Origin of the sequence: Pantoea sp. B270, from assembly GCF_018726825.1 — a bacterium.
GTDB lineage: Bacteria > Pseudomonadota > Gammaproteobacteria > Enterobacterales > Enterobacteriaceae > Pantoea > Pantoea dispersa.
The window spans coordinates 662,106-686,538 of record NZ_JAHCSX010000002.1; the positions used below are offsets into that span (position 1 = coordinate 662,106).

The 24,433-nt window shown below is 60.5% G+C and carries 18 protein-coding genes; 9 read left to right on the forward strand and 9 right to left on the reverse strand.

The features are described 5' to 3' along the window. Nucleotides 1-56: 56 nt before the first annotated feature. Nucleotides 57-950, reverse strand: coding sequence for a MurR/RpiR family transcriptional regulator (locus KOL70_RS19420; RefSeq protein ID WP_215481376.1), 894 nt, complete (start codon nucleotides 948-950; stop codon nucleotides 57-59). A 407-nt stretch (nucleotides 951-1,357) separates the two neighbouring features. Here KOL70_RS19420 and KOL70_RS19425 point away from each other — a divergent pair, with 407 nt between their 5' ends. Then, nucleotides 1,358-3,490, forward strand: a complete 2,133-nt coding sequence (locus KOL70_RS19425; RefSeq protein WP_215481377.1) for a TonB-dependent siderophore receptor — start codon at nucleotides 1,358-1,360, stop codon at nucleotides 3,488-3,490. Then, a complete protein-coding gene (locus tag KOL70_RS19430; RefSeq protein WP_371824673.1) occupies nucleotides 3,480-4,619 on the forward strand; it encodes an ABC transporter substrate-binding protein in 1,140 nt (379 codons plus the stop codon). Before KOL70_RS19425 ends, KOL70_RS19430 begins: the two co-directional genes overlap by 11 nt. A 204-nt stretch (nucleotides 4,620-4,823) precedes the next feature. Here the strand turns inward: KOL70_RS19430 and KOL70_RS19435 are convergent, their stop codons facing one another. Genes KOL70_RS19435 through fdhF form a run of 4 tightly spaced genes read right to left on the reverse strand, consistent with a single transcriptional unit; the run spans nucleotide 4,824 to nucleotide 10,615 of the window. After that, a complete protein-coding gene (locus KOL70_RS19435; protein WP_141496062.1) occupies nucleotides 4,824-5,783 on the reverse strand; it encodes a cytochrome d ubiquinol oxidase subunit II in 960 nt (319 codons plus the stop codon). 11 nt (nucleotides 5,784-5,794) lie between these two features. After that, nucleotides 5,795-7,165, reverse strand: coding sequence for a cytochrome ubiquinol oxidase subunit I (locus KOL70_RS19440; protein ID WP_215481378.1), 1,371 nt, complete (start codon nucleotides 7,163-7,165; stop codon nucleotides 5,795-5,797). Next, nucleotides 7,158-7,643 (reverse strand): hypothetical protein, encoded by a 486-nt coding sequence (locus tag KOL70_RS19445; RefSeq protein WP_021509544.1) that lies wholly within the window; start codon nucleotides 7,641-7,643, stop codon nucleotides 7,158-7,160. The genes KOL70_RS19440 and KOL70_RS19445 overlap by 8 nt, the downstream gene beginning before the upstream one ends. Then, on the reverse strand, nucleotides 7,643-10,615 hold the full coding sequence (gene fdhF / locus KOL70_RS19450; RefSeq protein WP_215481379.1) for a formate dehydrogenase subunit alpha: 2,973 nt from the start codon (nucleotides 10,613-10,615) through the stop codon (nucleotides 7,643-7,645). The genes KOL70_RS19445 and fdhF overlap by 1 nt, the downstream gene beginning before the upstream one ends. Before the next feature lie 303 nt (nucleotides 10,616-10,918). On the opposite strand from fdhF, the gene KOL70_RS19455 reads away from it, so the two are divergent. Together KOL70_RS19455 and KOL70_RS19460 are read left to right on the forward strand one after the other, a co-directional pair. Next, nucleotides 10,919-11,812, forward strand: a complete 894-nt coding sequence (locus KOL70_RS19455) for an SDR family oxidoreductase (protein ID WP_058770520.1) — start codon at nucleotides 10,919-10,921, stop codon at nucleotides 11,810-11,812. Nucleotides 11,813-11,886: 74 nt separating this feature from the next. Beyond that, nucleotides 11,887-13,701 (forward strand): glycoside hydrolase family 15 protein, encoded by a 1,815-nt coding sequence (locus KOL70_RS19460; protein ID WP_215481380.1) that lies wholly within the window; start codon nucleotides 11,887-11,889, stop codon nucleotides 13,699-13,701. A 29-nt stretch (nucleotides 13,702-13,730) separates the two neighbouring features. Here the strand turns inward: KOL70_RS19460 and KOL70_RS19465 are convergent, their stop codons facing one another. Further along, complete coding sequence (locus KOL70_RS19465; protein WP_215481381.1) at nucleotides 13,731-14,594, reverse strand: DMT family transporter; 864 nt, start codon at nucleotides 14,592-14,594, stop codon at nucleotides 13,731-13,733. 212 nt (nucleotides 14,595-14,806) lie between these two features. Then, nucleotides 14,807-15,712 (reverse strand): LysR family transcriptional regulator, encoded by a 906-nt coding sequence (locus tag KOL70_RS19470; protein WP_215481382.1) that lies wholly within the window; start codon nucleotides 15,710-15,712, stop codon nucleotides 14,807-14,809. Nucleotides 15,713-15,856: 144 nt separating this feature from the next. Between KOL70_RS19470 and KOL70_RS19475 the strand changes: the two genes are divergently transcribed. Then, the gene (locus tag KOL70_RS19475; RefSeq protein WP_150360204.1) at nucleotides 15,857-16,606 is read left to right on the forward strand and encodes an SDR family oxidoreductase; all 750 of its coding nucleotides are present in this window, start codon (nucleotides 15,857-15,859) and stop codon (nucleotides 16,604-16,606) included. A gap of 61 nt (nucleotides 16,607-16,667) precedes the next feature. Here the strand turns inward: KOL70_RS19475 and KOL70_RS19480 are convergent, their stop codons facing one another. Further along, complete coding sequence (locus tag KOL70_RS19480) at nucleotides 16,668-18,104, reverse strand: sugar porter family MFS transporter (RefSeq protein ID WP_215481383.1); 1,437 nt, start codon at nucleotides 18,102-18,104, stop codon at nucleotides 16,668-16,670. 102 nt (nucleotides 18,105-18,206) lie between these two features. Then, on the reverse strand, nucleotides 18,207-19,379 hold the full coding sequence (locus tag KOL70_RS19485; protein ID WP_215481384.1) for an ROK family protein: 1,173 nt from the start codon (nucleotides 19,377-19,379) through the stop codon (nucleotides 18,207-18,209). A 207-nt stretch (nucleotides 19,380-19,586) separates the two neighbouring features. On the opposite strand from KOL70_RS19485, the gene KOL70_RS19490 reads away from it, so the two are divergent. The 4 genes from KOL70_RS19490 to KOL70_RS19505 are packed head-to-tail and all read left to right on the forward strand — an operon-like array spanning nucleotide 19,587 to nucleotide 24,422. Next, nucleotides 19,587-20,906: an MFS transporter gene (locus tag KOL70_RS19490; RefSeq protein ID WP_021509553.1), complete on the forward strand. Its 1,320-nt coding sequence runs from the start codon at nucleotides 19,587-19,589 to the stop codon at nucleotides 20,904-20,906. A 10-nt stretch (nucleotides 20,907-20,916) separates the two neighbouring features. After that, complete coding sequence (locus KOL70_RS19495) at nucleotides 20,917-22,560, forward strand: GMC family oxidoreductase (protein ID WP_215481385.1); 1,644 nt, start codon at nucleotides 20,917-20,919, stop codon at nucleotides 22,558-22,560. Then, complete coding sequence (locus KOL70_RS19500; protein WP_215481386.1) at nucleotides 22,553-23,632, forward strand: Xaa-Pro peptidase family protein; 1,080 nt, start codon at nucleotides 22,553-22,555, stop codon at nucleotides 23,630-23,632. Before KOL70_RS19495 ends, KOL70_RS19500 begins: the two co-directional genes overlap by 8 nt. 10 nt (nucleotides 23,633-23,642) lie before the next feature. Then, on the forward strand, nucleotides 23,643-24,422 hold the full coding sequence (locus KOL70_RS19505; RefSeq protein WP_215481387.1) for an SDR family oxidoreductase: 780 nt from the start codon (nucleotides 23,643-23,645) through the stop codon (nucleotides 24,420-24,422). Nucleotides 24,423-24,433 lie beyond the last annotated feature (11 nt).

Sequence of the window (24,433 nt, forward strand, 5' to 3'; positions counted from 1 at the left end):
CGGAGCAGCGAACGGCGGAGTGAATCGCCCCGCCGCCGCGCCTGAGTGATATGCGGTTATCCCGCCTTCTTCGCCGTGGGTTTCAGCGATCGATTGAGATCCTGAATGCGTTTCATGGTTTTAACCGTGCGTGCCGAACTGGCGGAGGCCACCGCCAGAATCAGCATTTCGAGGCACACCAGCACCGTACCGTGCAGCGGCATGCGACCATTTTCACCGCCGCGCGGCACGTTAATCACCACATCCGCCTGCTGCGCAAACGCCGAATCCAGCGCGTGGGTCAGCAGAATCACCGGCATACCCAGCCGCTGCGCCTCTTTCAGCGTCGTCATGCCCTCACGGTGCGCCGATTTCTGCGCCATCATGATCAGTATATCGCCGCGCTGTAGCGTAATCAGCTGTTCTGCCAGCGCAATCCCGGCACGGTTAAGCGTCACCGCCGGCAGGCCGATGCGCCGGAACAGTCGCGCGCTGTACTCCGCCAGAATGCCGGAAGCGTTGATGCCAAACAGCGCCACCTGACGCGCTTCCAGCAGCAGTGTCACCGCAGCCGCCACCGCCTGGCGGTTGACCGGTTCTGCCAGTACTTCGCAGGCGCGCTGATGGCCGCCCAGCACAAAATCGATGCCGGAGTTGATGTCACACGACAGTTCGCTGATGGTCGCGCTCATCTTCTCTTCCGAGTTTTGCGCCGGACCAAACCATGCGGCCAGCGTGGTTTTCAGATCGCGCAAACCGGCAAAGCCCAGCGCCTGCACGGTGCGCACCACGGTGGCGTCAGAGGTTTGGGTGGCCTGGGCGATATCCAATGCAGTCGCGTCTAATATAGCCTCACGATGTTCGTGGATATATCGCGCCACCGTTTGCAGGCTGGCCGATAATGTCGTGACGCGCGCACGGTAGCGTTCACCGAATACATCCACCCGATTTTTAATGTTATTTGCCGCCATTATGTTGCCTGTTAGTAATATCGCATCGTTGTGAACCGCGTCGGCAGGCCGGCTTGTAGTAAAAATTTGCGCCGCTACCGCTGCCCACTCCCTTCGCGCCTGGCTTAACCCGGCCAGCTTCAAACCACAGAAAAATCATAATTAACTGATTGTAAATAAATTTTATGACAATAACGGTTCAAAAGTTTCTGCCGCGTTCTGCTGTAGTATCCACACCATCATTTACGTTTACTACTACATTTTTTCATGTTTGAATGATTCTCAATTACATCTCAGCCGCCTTTTTCCGCTGACTGATGGCATAACAATGCCGGGCCGCGAATGTCCTGTTCGTCACCGGCAGCATTTTACTGATAGCTTCGTTGCGCGGAATAAATAACCCCGCAATTACACCAGGTTTATATTCGATGCAGAACAACTCACCGCGGGCGGTTAAATTACTGTGCCATCCGGCTATCCTTGCCGCTATTTACGGCGTAACGGCACTCAGCAGTACTGACAGCCTTGCCGCTGAACAAAACAGCACCCTCACCGTGACGGCGCAGCAGCAAAACAGTGACGACGGCTATAGCGCCACCAGCAGTTCGGTCGCCAGTAAAACGCCGGTGTCGCGCCTCAATGAAGCCCAATCGGTGAGCGTGGTGACGCAACAGCAGCTGGAGGATTATCAGGCCGCCAGCCTCGCCGACGCGCTGCGCTTTGTCAGCGGCGTAAGCGAAGGCAATACGCTGGCAGGTACCGAAGATGGCTTTGTACGCCGCGGCTTTGGCAGCAACTCGGATGGTTCCATCTATCGTGATGGCGTGCGCAGCAGCCAGGGGTTGAATTTCGACGCCACCACCGAACGTGTCGAGGTACTGAAGGGCTCGGCTTCGCTGCTGTACGGTATCCAGAATCCCGGTGGCGTGATCAATATTTTGAGCAAAAAGCCGCAATACACCTGGCACACCAAAGTCAGCGGTCGCGCAGCCAGCGAGGGCGGCGGCGCCGGCACGCTGGACGTCACCGGCCCGCTCGGCAACGGTTTTGCTTTCCGCCTGATTGCCGAAAAGCAGAATCAGGATTACTGGCGCAATTTCGGCAGCGATAAACACACCTTAATCGCCCCCTCGCTACAGTGGTATGGCGAGCAGGCCAGCTTCCTCATCAGCTACGAAGATTATCAGTACGATATTCCCTACGATCGCGGCACGGCGTTTGTTAACGGTAAGCCGGTAGCGATTGGCTATAAAGATCGCCTGGACGATAAAGCTAACCATGCGTGGGGCCACAATAAAACCCTGAACGCGCACTACGACTGGCAGTTCAATGAGGCGTGGAGCACGCGCCTGACTTTTGGCTGGAACCAGCGTCAGTACGACAACAACGAAGTGCGGGTTACGGCGATCAACCCTACTACCGGCGTGGTGACGCGCCGCGCCGACGCCAACCGTGGCTTCAACCATAAAACCAAATACGTGGCGTGGGATGTGATCGGTTCGCCGCAGCTGTTTGGCATGACGCATGATGTGGTGTTCGGCACCGATTATGAAATGAATCAGACTTACCGTGCACACCAGTATCAGGGTAAAGCGAACACCGGCTTCAACCTGTACGATCCGCAATACGATATGCTGGCACCGATCACCAACAGCAGCAGTGAAAACAGCGCCAACGCCAACCTGCTTAACCGCCTGCACAGTCGCTCGGTATACGCCAAAGACAGCATTTCGCTCACCGACGACTGGATTGCGGTGCTGGGCGGACGCTATCAGCACTATGAACAGCGCGCGTCAAAGGGCTTCGATCCGGTGGTGCAAACGCTGGACAGCGAGGGCAACAAGTTCCTGCCGCAGGCCGGGCTGATTTACAAACTGACGCCGGATGTCTCACTGTACAGCAGCGTGAGCAAATCCTTCACGCCGTCGACTGATGTCGACGATGACGGTAACGTCGGCAAACCAGAACAGGGCACCACATGGGAAGTGGGCAGCAAGTGGCAGATTTCGCCCCGGCTGTTTGCCAGCGTAGCGCTGTACCGCATCGACGAACGCGATATGTCGCTTAATATCAACGGCACCACGCGCGCCATCAATAAAGCGCGTTCGAGCGGCGCTGAATTTGAGCTCAATGGAGAAGTGCTGCCGGGCTGGGATCTGAGCGCCAACTACAGCTACGATAAGGCCGAAATCGTCGACGATGGCGTCAACCCGGCGAACAAGGGCAACCGCCTGCAGAACGCACCGCGTCACGCCGGGGCACTTTACCTGAGCCATAATCTGACGCTGAACGGTATCCCCGGTGACTTCCGCGTCGGCGGCGGTGCGCGCTACGTTGGCTCACGCGCCGGCGATCCGGAGAACAGCTTTACGCTGCCGGATTATGTGGTCGCCGACAGCTTTATCGCCTGGAATAATCAGCTGTTTGGCGAGAAAACCCAGCTGAAGCTTAACCTGAATAACCTGTTCAATAAGCACTATTACACCTCCAGCGGCGGCAACCTGCGCGTGCGCGAAGGGGAAACCCGTAACCTGATGGTCGAGGCCAGCGTTGAATTCTGATCGAGCGAAAAAGCCGCTGACGTGGCGTGCCTGGCTGGCAGCCCTCCTGCTGCTGGCATTCAGCACCAGCGCGCTGGCCAGGGTGATCACCGATATTGACGGCAATCGGGTAGAGATTCCCGATAATCCGCAGCGTATCGTGCTGGGTGAGAGCCGCATGCTGTATACCCTGGCGCTGCTGGCGCCGGATGACCCGTTCCGCCACATCGTCGGCTGGCCGCGCGATCTGCAAAAGTATGACAGCCAGACGTGGAACAGTTTTGCACACCAGTTTCCGCAGATGCTGAACATCCCGACGCTCGGTTCGGGCGGCCCTCAGGCGATCAATCCGGAGCAGATTCTCGCCCTGCGGCCGGACGTGGTCATTCTGCCCAGCCTGGCGCGCTACGATGATGCCGATCTGAGGCTGGTCAGCATTCTGAATGCTGCGCATATTCCGGTAGTGAAGATCGATCTGCGCGTACATCTGTTAAAGAACACCCGGCGCAGCGTAGAGATTTTTGGTGAGGTGCTGAATCAGCAGGCGCGCGCGGCAGCGTTCAACCGCTTTTACAGCGCACATCTGCAGGTGATTGAGGAACGGCTGGCGCGCTATCACGGGCCGAAACCCACGGTGCTGTTGCAGTTGCATCTGGGACGGCGCAACGAGTGCTGCGTGACGGCGATTAACGGCAGTCTGGGCGAGCTGCTCAACGCTGCCGGCGGCGACAATATTGCTGGCAAAACCCAGCACGGCGTGTTTGGCCGTTTGAGTGAGGAGCAGGTGATCGCAGCCCAGCCTGAGTATTACTTCGCCACCGGCTTTGGCGATAACGCCAGCGCAGGCCTGCTGCGCCTCGGGCCGGACGTCGCGCCCGACGCGGTGCTGAGCAGTTTCCGCCAGCTCACCGCGCAGCAGAACGGTTTGCGTGAGCTGAAGGCGATTCGCAACGGCCATGCAGCGGCAATCTGGATGAATTTTTATCTCAGCCCGTGGCATATTGCGGTGACCGAGTTCATGGCAAAAACGCTGTATCCGCAGCTGTTCGCCGACATCGATCCGCAGCAGACGCTGGAAACCCTGTTCCGTGATTTCCTGCCGATCCCCTATCGCGGCACGCTGTTTATGCGCATTCCGGCAGTGGATTAACCGTGCTGTTCACCCTGATATTTCTGTGCAGCCATTCCGGTGCGCATGAATGCGCACCCTACAGATGACCTCAGGCCCGATGCCGTTATGCATTGATGCGCCCCCGGGGATGGTCTCTGTAGGGGCGCCATTTATGGCGACCGGCGGATCCGTGAAATACCTGAAACTGCTGCGCAATTGAGCTATGTCCTGTAGGGTCGCCATTTATGGCGACCGCTGCGCTGCCTGCGGCTGGCGCTTAAACACCCAGAACGCCCAGCTGTGGTACAGCAGCGTCAGCGGCAACACAATCAATAAACCCGTCACCACGAACCCCTGCGTCACCGGCGAGGAGGCCTGCTGGTGCATCTCCAGCTGCCACGGCAGCAACCATGGATACAGCCCGCACGCCAGCGCCGCGACCACCACGCCCGTCTGTACCAGCGTGATCATCAGCAACGCCACCATCGCTTCCCGCCACAGCGTAAGCAGTTGCAGCAGCCACAGCGCAGGCAACAGGCTCAGCAACACTTTTCCCGGCCAGCGCTGCCAGCTCTGCTGCCACAGCGCCGGCTCCAGCAGCAGTACGGCAATAAAACAGGCCAGCGTCACCACCCACCACAGCATGGCCAGCGCCCGCGCCCGCTCCACCACCGGCTCGCCAATGCGCCAGCACAGCCAGCAGCAGCCCAGCAGCAGATCAACCGCCACCAGCCCGAGACCGCACAGCAGCGGCACCAGCGAAAAATCAATCACAATCCCGCTGGGCGGACGCGACACCAGCATCAACCCGCTCATCCAGCCTGGCAGAAACGCTGCCAGCAGCGAGCTGACCATCAGCAGCCGGTCCAGCCAGCGTCGCCCGGTCTCGCCAGGCTGACCGCGATACGCCAGCGCCAGCCCGCGTAAAAACAGCGCCAGCAGGAAGAGAAACAGCGGCACCTTCAGCGTTTGTAGCAGCAGACTGTACAGCGGCGGAAACAGCGCCAGCATGCCGCCTGCCAGCAACACCAGCCAGGTTTCATTGGCATCCCACAGCGGCAGCAGGCTGTGCACCATCCACTGCCGCTCTTGTGGCTGGTCGAAACTGTACAGCAGCATCCCCACGCCGCTATCCGTGCCATCCAGCGCCAGATACATCAGCAGGGCAAACAGCAGGAGCACCGCAGAAAGTTCGACCAACATCCTCACCCTCCTCAGGCTGGCGTCTGTATGGTTTCCGCTACTGCCGTCGCCTGCGGATCCGGCAGCGGTGCCGCCAGGTGGCGCAGCAGATAACACAGGCCAAAGGCAAAACTCAGTGCGTAAATCACCACCACCGACACGAAAATGGCGACGCTGCTGCCGAGGGACATTGGCGCCAGGCTGTCGGCGGTACGCAGCATGCCGTATACCGTCCACGGCTGCCGGCCGACCTCCGTCACCACCCAGCCCGCCAGCAGCGCAATGAAGCCAGCCGGTGACATCAGCGCCAGCAGACGCAGCACGCGCCGCGACTGATCAAGGCGACCGCGCCAGCGCTGCACATTGCCCGCCAGGCAGCTCAGCAGCATCAGCAGCGCCAGTCCCACCATCAGGCGAAAGGCAAAAAACACCGGCAGCACCGGCGGCAGGCTGTCGCGCGGGAATTCACGCAGGCTTTTGATGTGGCCGCTGAGGTTATGGCGCAGGTAGAGCGAGCCGATAGCCGGGATTGCCAGCTCGACGTGGTTCCGCTGCTGCGCCTGATCGGGCAGCGCAAACAGCCGCAGCGGCTCGCCCTCCCCTGGCGCAGGCGGCTGCCAGCTGCCCTCGATCGCCGCCAGTTTGGCGGGCTGATAGTCACGGGTGTTTTCGCCGTGCAAATCGCCCACCACCATCTGCAGCGGCAGGATGCACAGCGACACCGTCAGCGCGCTGCGCAGCATCAGCCGGCTGGCGGCCTCGCCAGCATTACGCAGCAGGCGCCACGCCGCGACGCCACCCAGCAAAAATGCCACGCTGATCCACGAGGCCAGCAGCATATGCGCCAGCCGCCAGCCAAACGAGGGCGCGGAAATCAAACTCCAGGCGCTGTCCGGCGTGAACTGGCCCGCATCATTCAGCGTAAAGCCGCGCGGCGTTTGCATCCAGGAGTTAGCGGCGAGGATCCAGAAAGCGCTAAAAATCGCGCCGAGCGCCACCAGACAGGTAATGGCGAAATGCACGCCGGGTTTCACCCGATCGATGCCAAACAGCATCACGCCGGTCAGCGCCGACTCGAGGAAAAAAGCGATCAGCACTTCATACAGCATCAGCGGACCGATAATGCCGCCCGCTTTGCTGGCAAACACCGACCAGTGGGTGCCGAACTGAAACTCCATGATCACGCCGGAAACCGTGCCAATCGCCACGGTGAGCGCGAATACCTTGATCCAGAAGTGCAGCGCCTGATGCGCTTCCGGCCGCCTGCCCCATAGCCAGCGCGCTTCAAACCACACCAGAAACGGGGCCAGCCCCAGCGTCAGTGCTGCCAGGGTAATGTGCATGCCCATCGTCAGGGCAAACTGACCGCGCGCGATCAGCAGCACCCACTCCTGGCTACTCACGGCTCGGCTTACCGCTGTAGCGGGTTATCGGCTTCTCCTCATCACCCTGCATAGCGCGCGCGAAGGTTTCCAGCGCCGCCAGCAGTGGCCGGATGCCCTGCCACAGCGCCTCATCATTCAGCAGTTTGAGCACACCGCTGACGCCCGGCGCGCTTTTCTCCTGCTGCGCCGTGTCGCTGGCCGGCTTCATCGCCAGCAGGGCATCGCGCAGCGCCAGCAGCAAATGGTTGAAACGCTCCGGCGGTACGGTGCTGAGGGTCATAAACAGCAGCGACAGGTTCTGAACCGCATTCTGCGTGCCGGGCCGGTTAAGCCCGGCGGCGACGATTTTGCCGATGTCATTGTTGGCTTTTACCATGTCATTAGCCAGACGCAGGAAGCCGTGCTGATGCAGATTCTCCAGCAGTTCGTTCAGCGCTTCCTGCGCGCTGGGTTCGGTGCGCGTCGGAGTGGGTTGATAGTGCAGCGGTTCGGCCATTAGCTTTTCTCCGGATGCGAAACGTGTTCAGGCGGCAGCCGGTATTCAGGCTGCTGCCATTTTTGTTCAACGGGCAGATGATCCAGCGGCGTGCGCTGGCCGTGGCGGAAGTTGTGCAGCGGAATCGGGTGCGGCTGTGGCGCATGCGCCAGTTTGCGCATCGTCACCGCAATCTCTTTGTAGGCTGGGGTGTTGACGTCGGGATCGTGGTGTTCACCGGTCAGCCCGTTCACCCCCGGTTTGCCATGATGGATAGGAATGAACAACACATTGCCGGCCATCCGTTCAGTCACCACCACCGGCACCTCTACGCTGCCCCGGCGCGAACGCAGCTCCACCCAGTCGCCCTGCTGTAATTGCCGCTCCTGCGCCAGCTGCGGCGAAATCTCAACAAACCAGTTGGGCGACAGCGATTTGATGCGCCCGCCCTGCCCGGTCTGATTGGTCGACTGGAAATGCTCCAGCATGCGGCCATTGTTCAGCAGCAGGTCGTACTGCGCATCGGGCGCTTCCATCGGTGGCTGCCATGTCAGCGGGTACAGACGCGCTTTGCCATCAGGAAAGGCGAACGCCTCGGTATACAGCAGCGGCGTGCTGCTGCCGTCGGCGTTTACCGGCCACAGCTGTGACTGCCAGCCGACGAGGTTCTCATAGCTGACCCCGGCAAACAGCGCGGCGATACCCGCAGCTTCTGCCATGATGGCGCCGGGATTTGGGTAGTGCCAGTGATGGCCGAGACGCGCGGCGACCTCAGTCAGTATCTGCCAGTCAGGCCGGCTGTCGCCGAGCGGCGCAAACGCAGGCGAGAAGTGCTGAATGCGCCGTTCGGTATTCACGAAGGTGCCCTCTTTCTCCAGGCTCGGACAACCAGGCAGCACCACATCCGCAAACTGCGCGGTACGGCTCATGAAGATGTCCTGCACCACCATGAAATCCAGCCGGCTAAAGGCTTCGTGCACTTTGGTCGAGTCCGCATCGGAAAAGGCGGTCTCTTCGCCGATGATGTACATGGCGCGCACCCGCTGTTTATGCGCGTCTTCCACCATCATGAAGTTATCCAGCCCGGCCTCTGAGGAAAGCGCTTCCGGCGCCACGCCCCAGGCGCGCGCCCACTTTTCCCGTACCTGCGCATCGGTCACTTTTTCGTAGCCGGGATAGACATTGCTTAAGCAGCCAAAATCGCTGGCACCCTGCACATTATTGTGACCGCGCATCGGGTAACCGCCGGTGCCGGGGCGACCGTAGTTGCCGGTGACCAGCAGCAGATTGGAGAGTGCGGTGCTGGTATCCGCACCGTGGCTGTGCTGCGTAATGCCCATCGCCCATAGCAGGCAGGCGCTGCCCGCGTTACCGATCATCTCGGCGGCTTCGGTCAATTGCGCCACGCTCAGACCGGTGACTTTACTGGCCATCTCAAGCGTAAACGGTGCCAGCGAGGCGCGATATTCCGCCACCTGATTAACGCGCGTGCGCAGGAATTCTTCATCGGCATAACCGTGATCGAACATGTAGCGCGCCATCGCCGACGCCCACACCATGTCGGTACCGGGGCGGATGCGCAGATAACAGTCGGCGCGCTCGGCCATTTCGTGACGGCGCGGATCGACCACCAGCAGCTTTTGTCCGCGATGTTTGTGGCTCTGCTTGATATGTGAAGCGAAAACCGGGTGGTTTTCCGCCAGGTTGCTGCCAACGGTGATGATCAGGTCGGTCTGCTGCAGATCGCGCAGCGTACCGGCATCGCCGCCGTAGCCCACGGTGCGAAACAGCCCTTCCGTCGCCGGGTTCTGGCAATAGCGCGAGGAGTTGTCCACGTTATTGGTGCCGAAAATCAGACGGGCGATCTTCTGCGTCAGGTAGGCTTCCTCATTGCTGGCTTTACTGGAACCAATAAAACCAATGGCGTTACCGCCGTGCTGGCGCGCCACCGCGCGCAGGCCGTCGGCCACGCGCTGTAGCGCCTCTTCCCAGCTGGCCGGGCGGAACTGGCCGTTTTCACGAATCAGCGGCGTGGTCAGCCGGTTCGGGCTGTTCACAAAATCCCAGCCAAATTTGCCTTTGACACAGGTTGAGATGCCGTTAACCGGCGCATCGGCCACCGGCTGGATTTTCAGGATGTGGCGATCGCGCGTCCAGACTTCAAAACTGCAGCCGACGCCGCAATAGGTGCAGACAGTTTTGGTTTTTTTGATTTCGACTTTGCGCAGCGCATCATCGATCAGCGAAATTCCGGTGATCGGCTCCATGCCGATGCTGTTTTCCAGCGATTTGACGAAATCAATCAGCGGCCGCTTCAGGTCTTCATCCATCGCGGTGAAGGGACCGGCGTCGGGCTGCATGGTTTTTTCCAGCAGCGCGTTGCACGGGCAGACGGTCACGCAGTGGCCGCAGCTGACGCAGCTGGAACCGGCAATCTGCGTCCCGCCATCCCACAGCACGCGCGGGTGATCGGCGCTGTAATCAATCGACAGCGTCTCATTTACCTCGACATTCTGGCAGGCTTCCACGCAGCGTCCGCACAGAATGCACTGATCCGGATCGTAGGTATAAAACGGATTACTGTGGTCTTTGCTGTCCGGTTTGCGCTGGTAGGGGTAATACTGAATCGGAATGTGCATGTCCGCGACGGTGTTATGCAACGTGCAGTCGCCGGTGTTGTGCTCACACACCGTGCAGTAGAGTTCGTGGCGATTGAGAATGCGGTCCATGCCCTCCTGCTGTGCCGCCTGCAGTACCGCACTCTGGCTGACCACGCGCAAGCCCTCGGCGCTGCGTAACGTGCAGCCGCGCACCGCTTCGCCATCCACCTCCACCCAGCAGACATCACAGGTTTGCAGCGGCGGCAGCGCCGGGTGATAACAGACGTGAGGCAATTTTTTTCCCTGCTCCTGCAGAAAATCAATTAACGGTTGATTTGCGGTTCCGCTTAAGCGCTCACCATTAAATATAATGGTACATTGTGCTTCGCTCATTTAACGCCTCGTTTAAGCCATCGCTCATAATTATTCGGGCCGGCCAGCGCCGGTTATTATGTAAAGTTATGCATAGAGCTTAGGAACAAATCTTTATCCCGCAAGCAGACCGATTCGCTTAATAATGCGCACAGCTTACGCAGCGCTAAAATAATCATTACGTTAGTGATTTTGTAACTAAAAATATCATTTCAGCCACTACCGCCACGCTTTAATAAAACGCGACTGCTTATTTTTTGACGTGACAAATATCACATCTCTGCCAGGCTTAATTTACTCGTTCCACTGTACAAGGAGATAGGTATGACTTCATTTACTAACAAAACGCTGATTACCCAGGAATATCCAAAGCCGCCATTCAAAAAGCAGCATCAGCCCATTCCGGGATTAGCCAGTAAGATGGAACCCCGTCCCGATCACGGTGAAACCAGCTATCGCGGCACTGGCCGTTTAACCGGGCGCAAGGCGCTGATTACCGGTGGTGACTCCGGCATTGGCCGCGCAGTAGCCATTGCGTATGCCCGTGAAGGGGCTGACGTGGCAATCAACTACCTGCCGGAAGAGGAGCAGGACGCCGCTGAAGTGGTGCAATTAATCGAAGCGGAAGGCCGTAAAGCGGTGGCTATTCCGGGTGATATTCGCTCAGAATCTTTTTGCCAGCAGCTGGTAAAAGAGGCAGCAGAAAAACTCGACGGTCTGGATATTCTGGTGAATAACGCCGGTCGCCAGCAATTTAATGAGTCAATTCGCACGCTCTCAACGGAAGATTTTGACGCCACCTTTAAGACCAATGTTTATGCAATGTTCTGGATCACCAAAGCGGCACTGGAATATCTGCCTGCCGGATCATCCATTATTAATACCTCGTCGGTTCAGGCGTATGAACCGAGCGCCATCCTGCTGGATTACGCGCAAACCAAAGCCGCTATCGCTGCCTTTACCAAAGCGCTGGCGAAACAGCTGGGCGAACAGCAAATTCGCGTCAATGCCGTCGCGCCAGGGCCTTACTGGACCGCGCTGCAGGTGTGCGGCGGCCAGCCGCAGGAAAAAGTCGAGCAGTTTGGTGCCAGCGCGCCGCTGGGACGCCCCGGCCAGCCGGCTGAAATCGCGCCGCTGTATGTGACCTTTGCGGAGACCACCAACAGCTTCACCTCAGGCCAGGTATGGTGCTCTGATGGCGGTACCGGCACCCTCTGACATACGGGTGCTCATCCGGATTACGTGGCTGCCGCGGGCGGCCACGTTGCCGTTTCTGCTGACAGGGAAGATCCATGAATAATCAAACGCTGCAGTCGCCGATGCGCGAACGGGGCTTCGCGCGTCTCGGTGACTACGCGGCCATCGGTGAAGGCCGGTCGGTGGCGCTGATTGCGCCCGACGGCGCCATTGACTGGTGGTGCGCGCCCAACCTCGACTCAGCCCCGCTGTTTGACCGCCTGCTCGACCCGGAGATTGGCGGTTTTTTCCAGATTGAACCTGACGTCCCTTACCGCATTGAGCGCGCTTATCGCGCCGACAGTAACGTACTGGAAACCCGCTTTTTTACCGATGATGGCAGCGTGCTGCTGACCGAATCACTGAACAGCACGCTGGCCGGCCGTCTGCCCTGGAGTGAACTGGCGCGGCGCGTGGAAGGCATTGATGGCGAAGTGACCCTGCGTCTGACGCTGCGCTTTGGCACCGTTGCCGAAACGCGCTCGCCGTGGCAGGACAGCACCGAACAGGGCGACGTGTACCATATCGGCGATCTGATGGCGATGCTGCGCACCAGCGAGGACTGGCAGATCGAACAGCGTGACGATGAGCAAATCAGCGCTACGCTGCGGACGGCTGCGGACAGTCGATCGCTGGTGGCGTTGCTGGTCACCGAGCGCGAACCGCTGGCGGTGCCGCCGCTGGAGGCGATCGATACCCGGATTGAAACCAGCCATACCGCCTGGTGCGACTGGACCCGCAGCCTGAGCTATCAGGGGCGCTTTGCTGAGCACGTGCGCCGCTCGGCGCTGTCGCTGAAATTTTTATGGTATTCCCCCACCGGCGCGCTGGCGGCGGCAGCCACTACCTCGCTGCCGGAAGGCATTGGCGGGGAAAAGAATTATGACTACCGCTATGCATGGGTACGCGATGCCTGTCTGATCATCAAAGCCTTTGTTTTTCTCGGTGCGCTGGAAGATTGTAAAGCGGCGTTCTCCTGGCTGTCGAAAACCATTATCCGCCACGGTACCGCGCTGCGCACCTGCTACACGCTGGAGGGTAACGAAGTGCCTGCCGAACGCTTTGTGCCGCTGCGTGGCTATCACCATTCTCAGCCAGTACGCGTGGGCAACAACGCGCGCGACCAGCTGCAGCTCAGTATGTATGGCGACATGCTTGCCACCGCCGAGCTGTTTATTCGCGCCGGACACGTGCTGGACTTAGCCACCTCGCGCATGCTGGGCGCGCTGGCTAACCACTGTGCCGATTTATGGCGCCAGAAAGACAGCGGCATCTGGGAACTGCCGGAACAGCAGCACTATACGCATTCAAAGATGGCCTGCTGGCTGGCGCTGGATCGTGCCGTGGCGCTGGCCGAAGCGCGCCACATTGAACCGACGTGGCTGAAACGCTGGCAGCGCGAGCGCGACCGCATCAGCAGCTGGATTGAAGCGCACTGCTGGAACGAAGACAAACAGGCGTATGAATTTTATCCCGACAGCGACGGCCGGCTGGATGCCGCGCTGGCGCTGGTGCATGCCTACGGCAGCCGGGTTAACCCGGCACGCATGCGCGCCACCTACCGCGCCATTGAGCAGGAACTGGGGCACGGTAGCGCCATGCTGTATCGCTACAGCGGCACGGAACAGGAAGAGAGCACCTTTATCGCCTGCTCATTCTGGCTGGTGGAAGCCTGGGCGGCGCTGGGAGAATGCACGCGCGCCGAGAACGCCATGCAGCAGATCCTCGGCAAACTGTGCCAGCGCGGCAACGTGGAAACCTTCAACGAAATGTTTGATGTGCGCAGTGACGAATGGCGCGGCAATATGCCGCAGGGCCTCAGTCATCTGGCATTAATTTGCGCCGCACAGGCGCTGACCGATCATGGCTGAAATGCCCCGCCGGCTGGCGGGGCATGATACTAACGCGAAGGCTGTGGCGCACGAAACACCAGCAGGATACCCGCCAGAATCGCCGCCATGCCCAGCAGGCTCAGCCACGGCAGTCGGTTACCCAGCAGCAGATAGTCGAGCAGCGCGGTAATCACCGGCACCAGATAAAACAGGCTGGTGACGTTAACGATACTGCCCGCGCTCAGTAAGCGATACAGCAGCAGCTGGGCCACCACGGAGATCATCACGCCGAGGAACAGCGCGGCCAGCCAGAAATGTAGCGTGAAGCTGACATGAAAAGGTTTAACCGGCAGCAACAGCAGGCACAGCAGTAAACTCACGCCGTACTGCAGCGGCAGCACCTGCGCCGGATGCTGCGTCACCCGCTGCTGCATGATGGCACCGAAGGTCATGCACAGCAGCGCGGCCAGCGCAAACAGCACGCCGCTGAGCGGCAGCTGCGACGCCGCCAGAGTGCGCCACACCAGTAGTATCAGCCCCGCCAGCGCGACCGTTAAGCCCAGCAACCGCCTGCCCGGCAGACGCCGCTCCACCAGGCACAGCGTCAGAATTGGCTGGATGCCCATGATGGTGGCGATCAGCCCTGGCGTCACGCCCTCCGCCATCGCCTGGAAATAACACAGCGAATAAGCGCCGATCAACACCAGGCCGGTCAGCATTACGCGCGGGCGCGTACCGGGCTGCGGCAGCCAGCGGCGGCGAAACAGTCCCACCAGCAACAGCGCAACCAGCGCGATGCTAAAACGCACCACCAGCAGTGCCAGCGGTGAGGCATTATCCAGCCCGAGACGCGAGAAAATGGCTGCGCTGCCCCACAGCAGCACAAAGCCTGACGTCGCTGCCTGCGAAGTCAGCGAAGAAGAAGAACGCATAGCATTGCTCCTGAAACAAACGTTGTTAGCGCGCTCGCTTAGCGAGGCGCAGGAAGTTCGATACTTAGCGAATCACAACGCGTGCCGGAGGTGGCGGGCAGCAAGGCGCATACAGGCGAAAGTCAGATGACGATGCGGAATCAGCAGAGAGTGTCATAAACGCGCCTGTATCATGGGTTGAGGCCAAACGTTAACAGATTGTTTACACCCTGTCATCCATTCAGCCGTTGCGGAAACACCTCACGCAGCCAGTCGATCAGCACCCGCAGGCGCTGGGTGAGATGGCGGCTCTGCGGATAAACCACGTGGAACGGATAGTCTGACGGACGCCAGTCGGCGAGGATCTCCACCAGCCGTCCGGCCTGCAAATCCGCGGCCGCAGCGTAACGGAACGTCTGAATGATGCCCAGCCCCGCCACCGCCGCGGCAAGGTGCGCGTTGCTCTCATTGACGCCAACGCGGTGCGCGGTCTTTACCTCGATTCGCTCTTCGCCGTGGCGGAAGCGCAGCGGAAAGGCGCGCCCGCTCTGCGGCGACAGATAGCTGATGATGCGATGGCCGTTGTCCAGCTCCTGCGGATACGCCGGAATGCCGTAGGTCCGCAGATAGCCGGGCGTGGCACAGGTGATCATTTGCGCATTGCCTAAGTGCCGTGCCACCAGTGACGAATCGCTCAGCGGACCGCCGCGCACTACGCAGTCCACGTTATCACTGATGAGATCCACGGTGCGATCGGACACGCCAAGGTCCAGGGTGATGTCGGGAAACCTGGCGACAAAATCGGGCAGCGCCGGCAGCAGCACATCGCGCGCCGTTGAGCCGCCGATATCGATACGCAGCTGACCGTGCGGTTTCGTCGTGACGCTATTGAACGCACAATCGATATCTTCCAGATCGCGCACGATGCGCAGCGCCCGCTCGTAGTAATCGCGCCCTTCTGCCGTCACCGTGACCCGGCGCGTGGTGCGCTGCAACAGACGCACGCCGAGATGCGCTTCCAGCTCCTGCACCAGCTTACTCAGGGTGGCGTTAGGCATATCCAGTGAATTGGCGGCCCGGGTAAAGTTGCCTGCCTCAACCACGCGGGCGAACGCCCGGATTGCCAGCAATTGATCCATTGTTACCCCTAACCTGATTATCCACCCAGAGAAATAGTCCTTTCGATTTTACCCCATTTATCCGTAAAAGCGGCAGCGCTACAGTGCACTTCACCGACGGCAAGGCCGTCACCACTTAACCTGATCAACTGTGGAGTACATACTATGAACCTGATTCTGCAAGACAAAATTGCTTTAGTGACCGGCGGCACCTCCGGTATTGGCCTCGCCACCGCTCAGGAACTGGCGGCACAGGGCGCACGCGTGTTTATCACCGGTCGTCGTCAGGCTGAGCTGGATGCGGCCGTCGCCAGCATCGGCGCCACCGCCACCGGCATTCGCGCCGATGCGGCACAGTTAAGCGATCTCGACGCCGTCTATGCGCAGATTGCGCGCCAGGCCGGCCGGCTGGATATTCTGTTTGCCAACGCCGGTGGCGGCGACATGCTGCCGCTGGGGGCCATCACAGAAGAACATTTTGATCGTATCTTCAGCACCAACGTCCGCGGCGTGATGTTCACCGTGCAGAAAGCGCTGCCGCTGCTGAGCGATAAGGCATCGGTGATTCTCACCGGCTCCACCGCCGCAATTCAGGGTACGCCGGGCTTCAGCGTTTACAGCGCCAGTAAAGCGGCGGTGCGTAACTTTGCCCGCTCGTGGGCGCTGGATGTGAAAGACCGCGGCATCCGCATTAACGTGGTGAGCCCTGGCCCGGTGCAGACGCCAGGCTTAGGCGGCCTGGTGCCGGAAGATCAGCGCCAGGGGCTGTTCGATGCGCTGGCCGCGCAGGTGCCGCTCGGTCGTCTGGGTGAGCCGGGAGAGATTGGCAAGGTGGTGGCGTTTCTCGCCTCCGATGCCGCCAGCTTTATTAATGCAGCCGAGCTGTTTGTCGATGGCGGTATGGCGCAGGTGTAAGCGGGTATTGTACCGGTGCGCCGCCCGGCGCACCGGCTTTCTGCCTGAAGCATGGCTGCGGTTAACGCAGCGAATGCTCACCTGCCACCGCTGCCGGCTCGCCAGCGGTGAGCTGCTGCTCCAGCTGCTCCAGCGATATGCCTTTGGTCTCCGGCACGCGACGCAGCACAAAGACAAAGCCCGCCGCACAAATCACGCCATACAGCATAAAGCTGCCCGCTGCACCAAGTCCGGCATTGAGGATGGGAAAGGTATAAGTCAGCACAAAACAGGCAATCCACAGCGCCAGCGTGGCGACCGACATCGCCAGACCGCGAATCCGGTTGGGGAAAATTTCCGCCAGCAGCACCCAGGTGACAGGCGCCAGTGTCAGCGCGTAAACCGCAATCGCCGCCAGTACCAGAATCAGCACCGGCCAGCCGGTGATGCCCAGCGTGTAGGCACCGGCGATCAGTGCATAACACAGCGTCAGTCCTCCGGCGCCGATCAGCATCAGTTTGCGGCGACCGAGCCGGTCCACCAGCGGCAGCGCCAGCACTGTTGCCAGCAAATTGATCAGGCCGGTGGCCACGATCGACTTCAGCGTACCGTTGATATCGAAACCAGCCGAAGCAAAAATCTCCTGCGCATAATTGAAAATCACGTTGATACCGCACCACTGCTGGAAAATCGCCAGCACGATGCCGGTGATGACAATTGGCAGCGTGCGCGGTGCCAGCAGCGAACCGGCGCGGGCGCGCGTTTGCTGGCGATCCTGTTCCAGCGCGCGGGCAATCTCGCGCTGCGTCCGCTGCGCATAAGCAGGCGAACCAATTTTATTCAGCATCGCCAGCGCGCGCTGCGGCTGGCCCACCAGCATCAGCCAGCGCGGTGATTCCGGCACCCACATCATCAGCAGCAGAAACGCCAGCGACGGCACGGCAGCCGAGGCGAACATCCAGCGCCAGCCAACCTGACCGTTCCAGGTTTCACGCAGCGCCGCATGGGTTGATGCGCCGACGACCGGATCGGCAATCATCAGGTTGACCAGCTGCGCCGCCAGCACGCCAATAACGATTGTCAGCTGGTTAACCGCGACAAACTTGCCGCGCTTGTCTGCCGGGCTGATCTCCGCGATGTACATCGGGCTGAGCGCCGAGGCGATACCAATGCCGACGCCGCCGATAATGCGCCACCAGACAAACAGCGTAAAGCTGCTGGCCAGCGCGGTGCCGATCGCCGACACCACAAACAGCAGTGCGGCGACGATCAACGGCAGCCGCCGCCCCAGCTTGTCCGCTGACCAGCCGGACACCAGCGCGCCAAATACGCAGCCCACCAGCGCCGAGCTCATCGCCCAGCCGGATGCCGCCGGATCGGTGACGTTGAACCAGGCCTCATAGAAGGGTTTGGCCCCGCCAATCACCACCCAGTCATAGCCAAACAGCAAACCGCCGCAGGCTGCCACCAGACAGATGCTCCACACGTAACGCATATTCAGATGTTGATGATTGTTCACGGCCACTCTCCGCACCAGGGTCAAAGTGCGGCTATCTCACCACCGATACCGCAGGGTGAAAGTTCAGGCCCTCACAGATTTTAGTAACAGGAGTTTAGTAAACTACGCCGTACCGGGATCGGTCTCGACATAGAGATAACCGATGCCGAGGACCTGACGGGCGCGATCCAGCTGACCAAAATGCACGTTGGTGGCTTTGCTTTTTAGCGCATCGCGCGGATCAAAAGGATTGAAATCAATCTGGTGCACGATGGTCTGCAGCCAGCTCTCACCAAAAGTACAGCTGCGACCGTACAGCCAGATTTGATTGATATTCAGCGTATTAAGGAAATTGTACAGACTCATGCCGATGGCTTCCGCGCTGCGCTGCGCCCACTCGACGATCCACGGCTCGCCGGCCTGCCAGGCAGCCAGCAGCTGACGGCTGGTGGGCTGCACCGCCTGCGGCGCGCGCTGATGCGCCAGCCGCTTAAGCGTGCTGAGCGAGGCGACCGTCTCCAGACAGCCCTGCCGTCCGCAGTTACAGCGCTCCCCGTGCGGATCAATAATGGTGTGGCCAATCTGCCCGCTGCCGTACAGGTTGCCGCGAAAGATCTCGCCGTTGATGACAAATGATGAGCCGATGCCGTAATCGACATTGATGACGCAGAATTCGGCCAGCGCATTGCGGTTCAGCCACTTTTCCGCCAGCGCCAGCATCACGCAGTCGTTATCGACGCGGACGTCAACCGCCAGCTTCTCCTCCAGCAGAAACTTCAGCTGCAGCGGGCTGCGCCACGCCGCCTGCGGCATATGCTGCGAGACACCGGTTACCGGATCGACCTGCCCGTGCACCGCCAGCGCCAGATTAATCTGCCGCTTCGGCCAGCGTTTACAGGTCGCGCGCCACACCGTTTCAATCTCCGCCAGCAGCTGCTCTGGCGTCTGCGCGTTGATGCTGATTTGCTGATAGTCGCCCTGCGCCACCAGCTGCGCATCCGCCAGCTGCAGTTCAATGCTGGTCGGCTTGACGCACAGGCACAGCGTCCACGCGCCTTGCGCTGGCAGCTGAAAACTGCCGTTGCTGTTGCCGCGCGTGCTCAGCGTGGCGCTGGAGTGCTGCACGTGGCCCTGCTCCAGCAGCTCCTGCAAAATCTTGCTGGCCGCCGGAATAGTCAGGCCGCTGAGCTGCGCCAGCTGCGATTTGCTCAGACGTTTATGACGCCACATCAGCTGCATAAACAGCGCTTTGTTGTGCTTACGCACCTGAAAATTATTCAGTCCGACGGTTTTCACGCGGCCTCCTTTCGCTTCATCCGCGCTCATCTTACTAAACAGTGTTTACTGACTTCTGTGATGGTTGCGCCATCCTGCGCGCCTGCCGTGCTTTAGAGTCCCTGCTCATAACAACCCGTTCGCGCTATCCCGGTAAAAAACGTTCTGATAATGCCGGGCGAACGCTTTATCTGGCTGTGCTGACACCAACCCTACAGAGAAAACATAATGACAACATCACCTGCAACCCATCCGTGGCTGATCCGCCTCGGCATTCCGCCCGCGCTGGCCTGGGGCTATCTGGCGGTCCTGCTGTTTATGATTGGCGACGGCGTCGAGTCCAACTATCTCGCGCCCTATCTGCACGAAAACGGCTTCTCCCTGAATATCGCTGCCTGGGTAATCGCCTTTTACGGCGTCACCGTCACGCTGGGCTCATGGCTGGCCGGTTCGCTGTCAACGCTGATCGGCCCGCGTAAAGTGATGCTGGCGGGCGGCCTGATCTGGATTGTGTTTGAAGTGCTGTTCCTGGCCGTGGCGCTGCCGTCGCACAGCGTGCTGCTGCTGGCGCTAACTTATGGCCTGCGCGGCGTGGCTTATCCGATGTTTGCCTACGCCTTTCTGGTGTGGATTCAGTCGGCGGCCCCGGCGGAGATGCGCGGCTCCGCCACCGGCTGGTTCTGGCTGGCGTTTACCGGCGGGCTGCCGACGCTCGGTTCGCTGGTAGCGATCTTCTCTATCCGCCTGGTGGGCGAATACGCCACCTTCTGGCTGTCACTGGGTCTGGTGGCGATCGGTCTGCTGGTGATGCTGCTGGCGCTGAAAGAGCGCAGCGGTTATCAGTCGCTGCTGGATGCCGAACATCGTCAGCAGGGCACGCTGCGCACGCTGATGGGCGGCATCGATATTCTGTGGCGTGAGCCGCGCATCGCTGCCGCGGCAGTGGTGCGCATCATCAACACCACGCCCTATTTCGGCTTCTTTATTTTTCTGCCGGGCTTTTTCACCGAACAGATTGGCTTTTCCCAGACCGAATACCTCAGCCTGATCACCATCATGGGACTGGTGGGCATGAGCTTTAATCCCATCGTCGGCAAGCTGAGCGACCGCATCGGCTGGCGCAAAGTGCTGACGGTGTTCGGCGGCCTCGGCTCCGGTGTCTCGATGCTGCTTATGTACTTTGTGCCGCAGTGGAGCCACGGCAGCTTTGTGCTCAGCGTCATCTGCGCCTGCCTGTACGGCATCACGCTGTGCGGCTACGTGCCCGCCGCCGCGCTGTTCTCCTCGCTGTGCCAGCCGAAGGACAAAGGTAACGCCATGGCGATTTACTGCTTCGCCGCCGGTTTGTCCACCTTCTTCGGTCCGGCGCTGTACGGCGCAATCAATGCGCTGCTCGGCACACTCGGGGTGGTTTGGGGCTACGCCTTCCTGTATCTGGTGAGTGCGTTTATCTCGTGGCGTTATCTGCTCAGTCCGCTCGATCCGGGCGAGCAGCACAACCCGGCGGCGCAGCGCCTGCGCCGGTTAGATTCCATCGCATCGGAGTAAACGGAGCGTTATGAAAGAGTACGATTACATTGTGGTGGGCGGCGGGAGCGCGGGCTGTATCGTTGCCGCGCGCCTGGTCAGCGAAGGAAATGCGCGCGTGCTGCTGCTGGAGGCCGGGCGCGACGAATACCATCCGGTGCTGAAAATGCCCGCCGGCTATATGAAGTTTCTCGCCAGCGACCGGTTTCTGACGATGCATCAAACCGAAGCGCAGCCGCAGCTCAACGGACGCGGCGTGATCGTGCCGCAGGCCAAAGTGCTGGGCGGCGGTTCGACTGTCAACGCCATGGTCTACATGCGCGGCCATAAACAGGATTACGCCGACTGGAACCAGGCGCTGGGCCATCAGGGCATCGACTGGTCGTGGGAGGCGCTGCTGCCGCACTTTACCGCCATTGAAGATAACGATCACCTCGGCGCACCCAATCACGGCGTTGGCGGCCCGATGAAAGTGTCGCATCTCGGCCACTTCAGTCCGCTGAGCCGCGCCTATGTCAAAACCCTGCAGGGGCTGGGTATTCCCTACACGCCGGATTTTAACAGCGGCAATCCGTCTGGCGTCGGCTTCATGCAGCACACCATTGAAGGTCAGACACGACAGCGCTGCAGCGTGGTCGATGCGTTTATCAACCCGCTGCGCCATGACGCACGGCTGACGCTGGTCACCGGTGCGCAGGTGGAAGAGGTGCTGTTTGACGGCACCTGCGCCAGCGGCGTGCGCTATCGTCAGGATGGCCAGCCGCAACAGGCGCGCGCCAGCCGCGAAGTGATTCTGGCCGCCGGTGCCTACCAGACGCCAAAACTGCTGATGCTCTCCGGCATCGGTCCGCAGGAACAGCTGAAACAGCACGGTATTACCGTGCGCCATGCCTTGCCGGGCGTGGGTAAAAACCTGCAGGACCATTACGAAGTGCCGGTGGTTGCCAGCACGCGCGGTGCGTTTGGCTACTACGGCCAGGATCGCGGCTGGCCGATGGTCAAAGCCGGACTGCAATATCTGCTGTTCAAAAGCGGCCCGGTGACTACCACCGGCGTGGAAACCTGCGCCTTTTTCGATCCGCTCGATTTCACGGCGACGCCCACCATTCAGATGTTCTGCGTGCCGACGGTTTATCTCGATCGCGATGTAATGGGGGCCGATCCCGGTGACGGTGTCACGGTGAATTCTCTGCTGCTGCGCCCCAAAGCTACCGGTGAAGTCACGCTGCGCGATAACAACGCCAGCAGCCTGCCGGTGATCGATACGCAGATTTTCGGCCATCCGGACGATTTAGCCCGCACCCTCGCCGGCTTTCGCTTTGCGCGTCAGGTGCTGGCCGCCGCGCCCATCCGCGAGATGGTCGATCAGGAGATCTTCCCTGGCGCGGAAGTCACCAGTGATGACGCGATAAGCGCCCACTGCCGGCGCATGGTAAAGACCGGCTATCACCCGGTCGGCACCTGTCGCATGGGCCACGATGACGATCCGCTGGCGGTGCTGCACGATGACCTGCGCGTGCGCGGCGTACAGCGGTTGCGCGTGGTGGATGCCTCGATGATGCCGAATATTATCAGCGGCAACACCAATGCGGTGGTGATGGCCGTGGCGCATCGCGCTGCGCAACTGGTTCTGCAGTCACAACTTGTCGAGCACAAGGAGGCCGTGTATGAGTGACAAACTGGCGCGCCTGCAACAGGCGCTGGCGCACTGGCAGCTGGATGCAGTATTGCTGACGCGCCGCGATAACATCGCCTGGCTGACCGACGGGGCCAGCTATTATGTGGTGGATCGCGCCGAGACCGGCGTTGCCAGCCTGCTGATCGGCCGCGACAGCGTGCTGCTGCTGGCACCGGACAATGAATTACCGCGCATTCTGGCCGAAGAGCCGCTGACGTTCAGCTGTGCGACCCGGCACTTTCCGTGGTACCAGTCGCTGAGCAGCGTGCTGCCGGCGGGCCATATCGGCAGCGATACGCCCATGACAGGATTGAGCGATATCCAGCCGCAGATGATTACGCTGCGCCAGGGGCTGAGCGCACCGGAACAGCAGCGCTTTCGCACGCTGGGACAGGAGTCGGCGCAGATTGTCGAAACGGTGGCGCGCCAGCTGCGCGCGGGCGTCAGCGAATGGCAGGTCGAAGCCGAGATTGCCGCCGGCTGTCTGGCGCGCGGCATTCGCCCGATGTGCACGCTGGTGGCCGCCGATGAGCGCATCGCCGCATTTAAACATCCGGTGCCGACGCGCAAAACGCTGCAGCGCATGATGCTGATCACCCTCGGTGCTGAACGGCACGGTTTGCATGTCAGCCTGACGCGCCTGGTGCATCTCGGCGAACCCGACGCGGCGCTGCGCCAGCGCATTCTGACGCTGGCGGAGATCCACGCCGATATGCTGTATGCCACTCAGGCGCAGCGCAGCTGGTCAGCGGTTTTTGCCGACATCACTCAGGCTTATCAACGCCACGGTCACGCTGAGGCGTGGCGCGATCATCATCAGGGCGGTCCGGCCGGTTACGGCTGTCGCGACTGGATTATCACCCCGGAGAGTCGCGGCGAGGTGCAGCCTGACACCGCCGTGGCGTGGAACCCGACGCTGAGCGGCGTGAAAAGCGAAGACACTTTTTTGCTCAGCCGCAGCGGGCTGGTGCCGCTCACGCGCAGCGACAGCTGGCCGCTGATTCGCCTGCAGCGCGGTGATAATACCTTAGAGCTGGCCGACTGGCTGATTCTCCCGACATCCTCATAAGGAAGCGACTATGTCCCCACGTTTAGCCAATAAAACCGCCATCATTACCGGTGCCGGCAGCGGCATCGGCAGCGCCATCGCCACCCTGTTTGCGCGCGAAGGCGCCCGCCTGGCGCTATTCGATCGCGATGCACACAGCAGCGAAGCGCTGGCGGCGCAGCTACAGCAGCAGTCCGGCCAGCGCTGTCTGGCCTGCGCAGCCGATGTCACGCAGCCGCAGCAGGTTAGCCGCGCGGTACAACAGGCGCAGCAGGCACTGGGGGATATTGATATCCTGATCAACTGCGCTGGCGTAAACGTTTTTCGCGATCCGCTGACGCTGGACGAGGATGACTGGCAGCGCTGCATGGACACCAATCTGAAAGGGCCTTACAACCTGATACGCAGCGTCCTGCCGGCGATGCTGGCCCGTCAGTACGGCAACATCGTTAACGTTGCCTCGGTGCACGGGCACAAAATCATTCCCGGCGCGTTCCCTTATCCGGTGGCTAAACACGGGCTGATCGGCCTGACGCGTTCCCTGGGCGTGGAGTACGCCGCGCAGGGCATTCGCGTAAACAGTATTTCGCCCGGTTTGATCATGACGCCAGCCGCTGAAGCCTGGCTGGCGAGCTGTCCGGATCCGCAGGCAGAGCGCGCGCGTCAGGCGGCGCTGCTGCCGTGTAAACGCATCGGCGAGCCGGATGAAGTGGCTTACACCGCGCTGTTTCTCGCCAGCGACGAGGCGCGCTTTATCAATGCCACTGATATCCTGATCGACGGCGGGCGCAGCCAGATGTATCACGAGTAAAGCGGAATCGC

What these genes read in the sequence shown, in the direction of transcription:
- KOL70_RS19420 (WP_215481376.1), bottom strand. Translation starts at nt 950, where the DNA reads ATGGCGGCAAATAACATTAAAAATCGGGTGGATGTATTCGGTGAACGC.
- KOL70_RS19425 (WP_215481377.1), top strand. Translation starts at nt 1,358, where the DNA reads ATGCAGAACAACTCACCGCGGGCGGTTAAATTACTGTGCCATCCGGCT.
- KOL70_RS19435 (WP_141496062.1), bottom strand. Translation starts at nt 5,783, where the DNA reads ATGTTGGTCGAACTTTCTGCGGTGCTCCTGCTGTTTGCCCTGCTGATG.
- KOL70_RS19445 (WP_021509544.1), bottom strand. Translation starts at nt 7,643, where the DNA reads ATGGCCGAACCGCTGCACTATCAACCCACTCCGACGCGCACCGAACCC.
- fdhF (WP_215481379.1), bottom strand. Translation starts at nt 10,615, where the DNA reads ATGAGCGAAGCACAATGTACCATTATATTTAATGGTGAGCGCTTAAGC.
- KOL70_RS19455 (WP_058770520.1), top strand. Translation starts at nt 10,919, where the DNA reads ATGACTTCATTTACTAACAAAACGCTGATTACCCAGGAATATCCAAAG.
- KOL70_RS19460 (WP_215481380.1), top strand. Translation starts at nt 11,887, where the DNA reads ATGAATAATCAAACGCTGCAGTCGCCGATGCGCGAACGGGGCTTCGCG.
- KOL70_RS19465 (WP_215481381.1), bottom strand. Translation starts at nt 14,594, where the DNA reads ATGCGTTCTTCTTCTTCGCTGACTTCGCAGGCAGCGACGTCAGGCTTT.
- KOL70_RS19470 (WP_215481382.1), bottom strand. Translation starts at nt 15,712, where the DNA reads ATGGATCAATTGCTGGCAATCCGGGCGTTCGCCCGCGTGGTTGAGGCA.
- KOL70_RS19475 (WP_150360204.1), top strand. Translation starts at nt 15,857, where the DNA reads ATGAACCTGATTCTGCAAGACAAAATTGCTTTAGTGACCGGCGGCACC.
- KOL70_RS19490 (WP_021509553.1), top strand. Translation starts at nt 19,587, where the DNA reads ATGACAACATCACCTGCAACCCATCCGTGGCTGATCCGCCTCGGCATT.
- KOL70_RS19495 (WP_215481385.1), top strand. Translation starts at nt 20,917, where the DNA reads ATGAAAGAGTACGATTACATTGTGGTGGGCGGCGGGAGCGCGGGCTGT.
- KOL70_RS19500 (WP_215481386.1), top strand. Translation starts at nt 22,553, where the DNA reads ATGAGTGACAAACTGGCGCGCCTGCAACAGGCGCTGGCGCACTGGCAG.
- KOL70_RS19505 (WP_215481387.1), top strand. Translation starts at nt 23,643, where the DNA reads ATGTCCCCACGTTTAGCCAATAAAACCGCCATCATTACCGGTGCCGGC.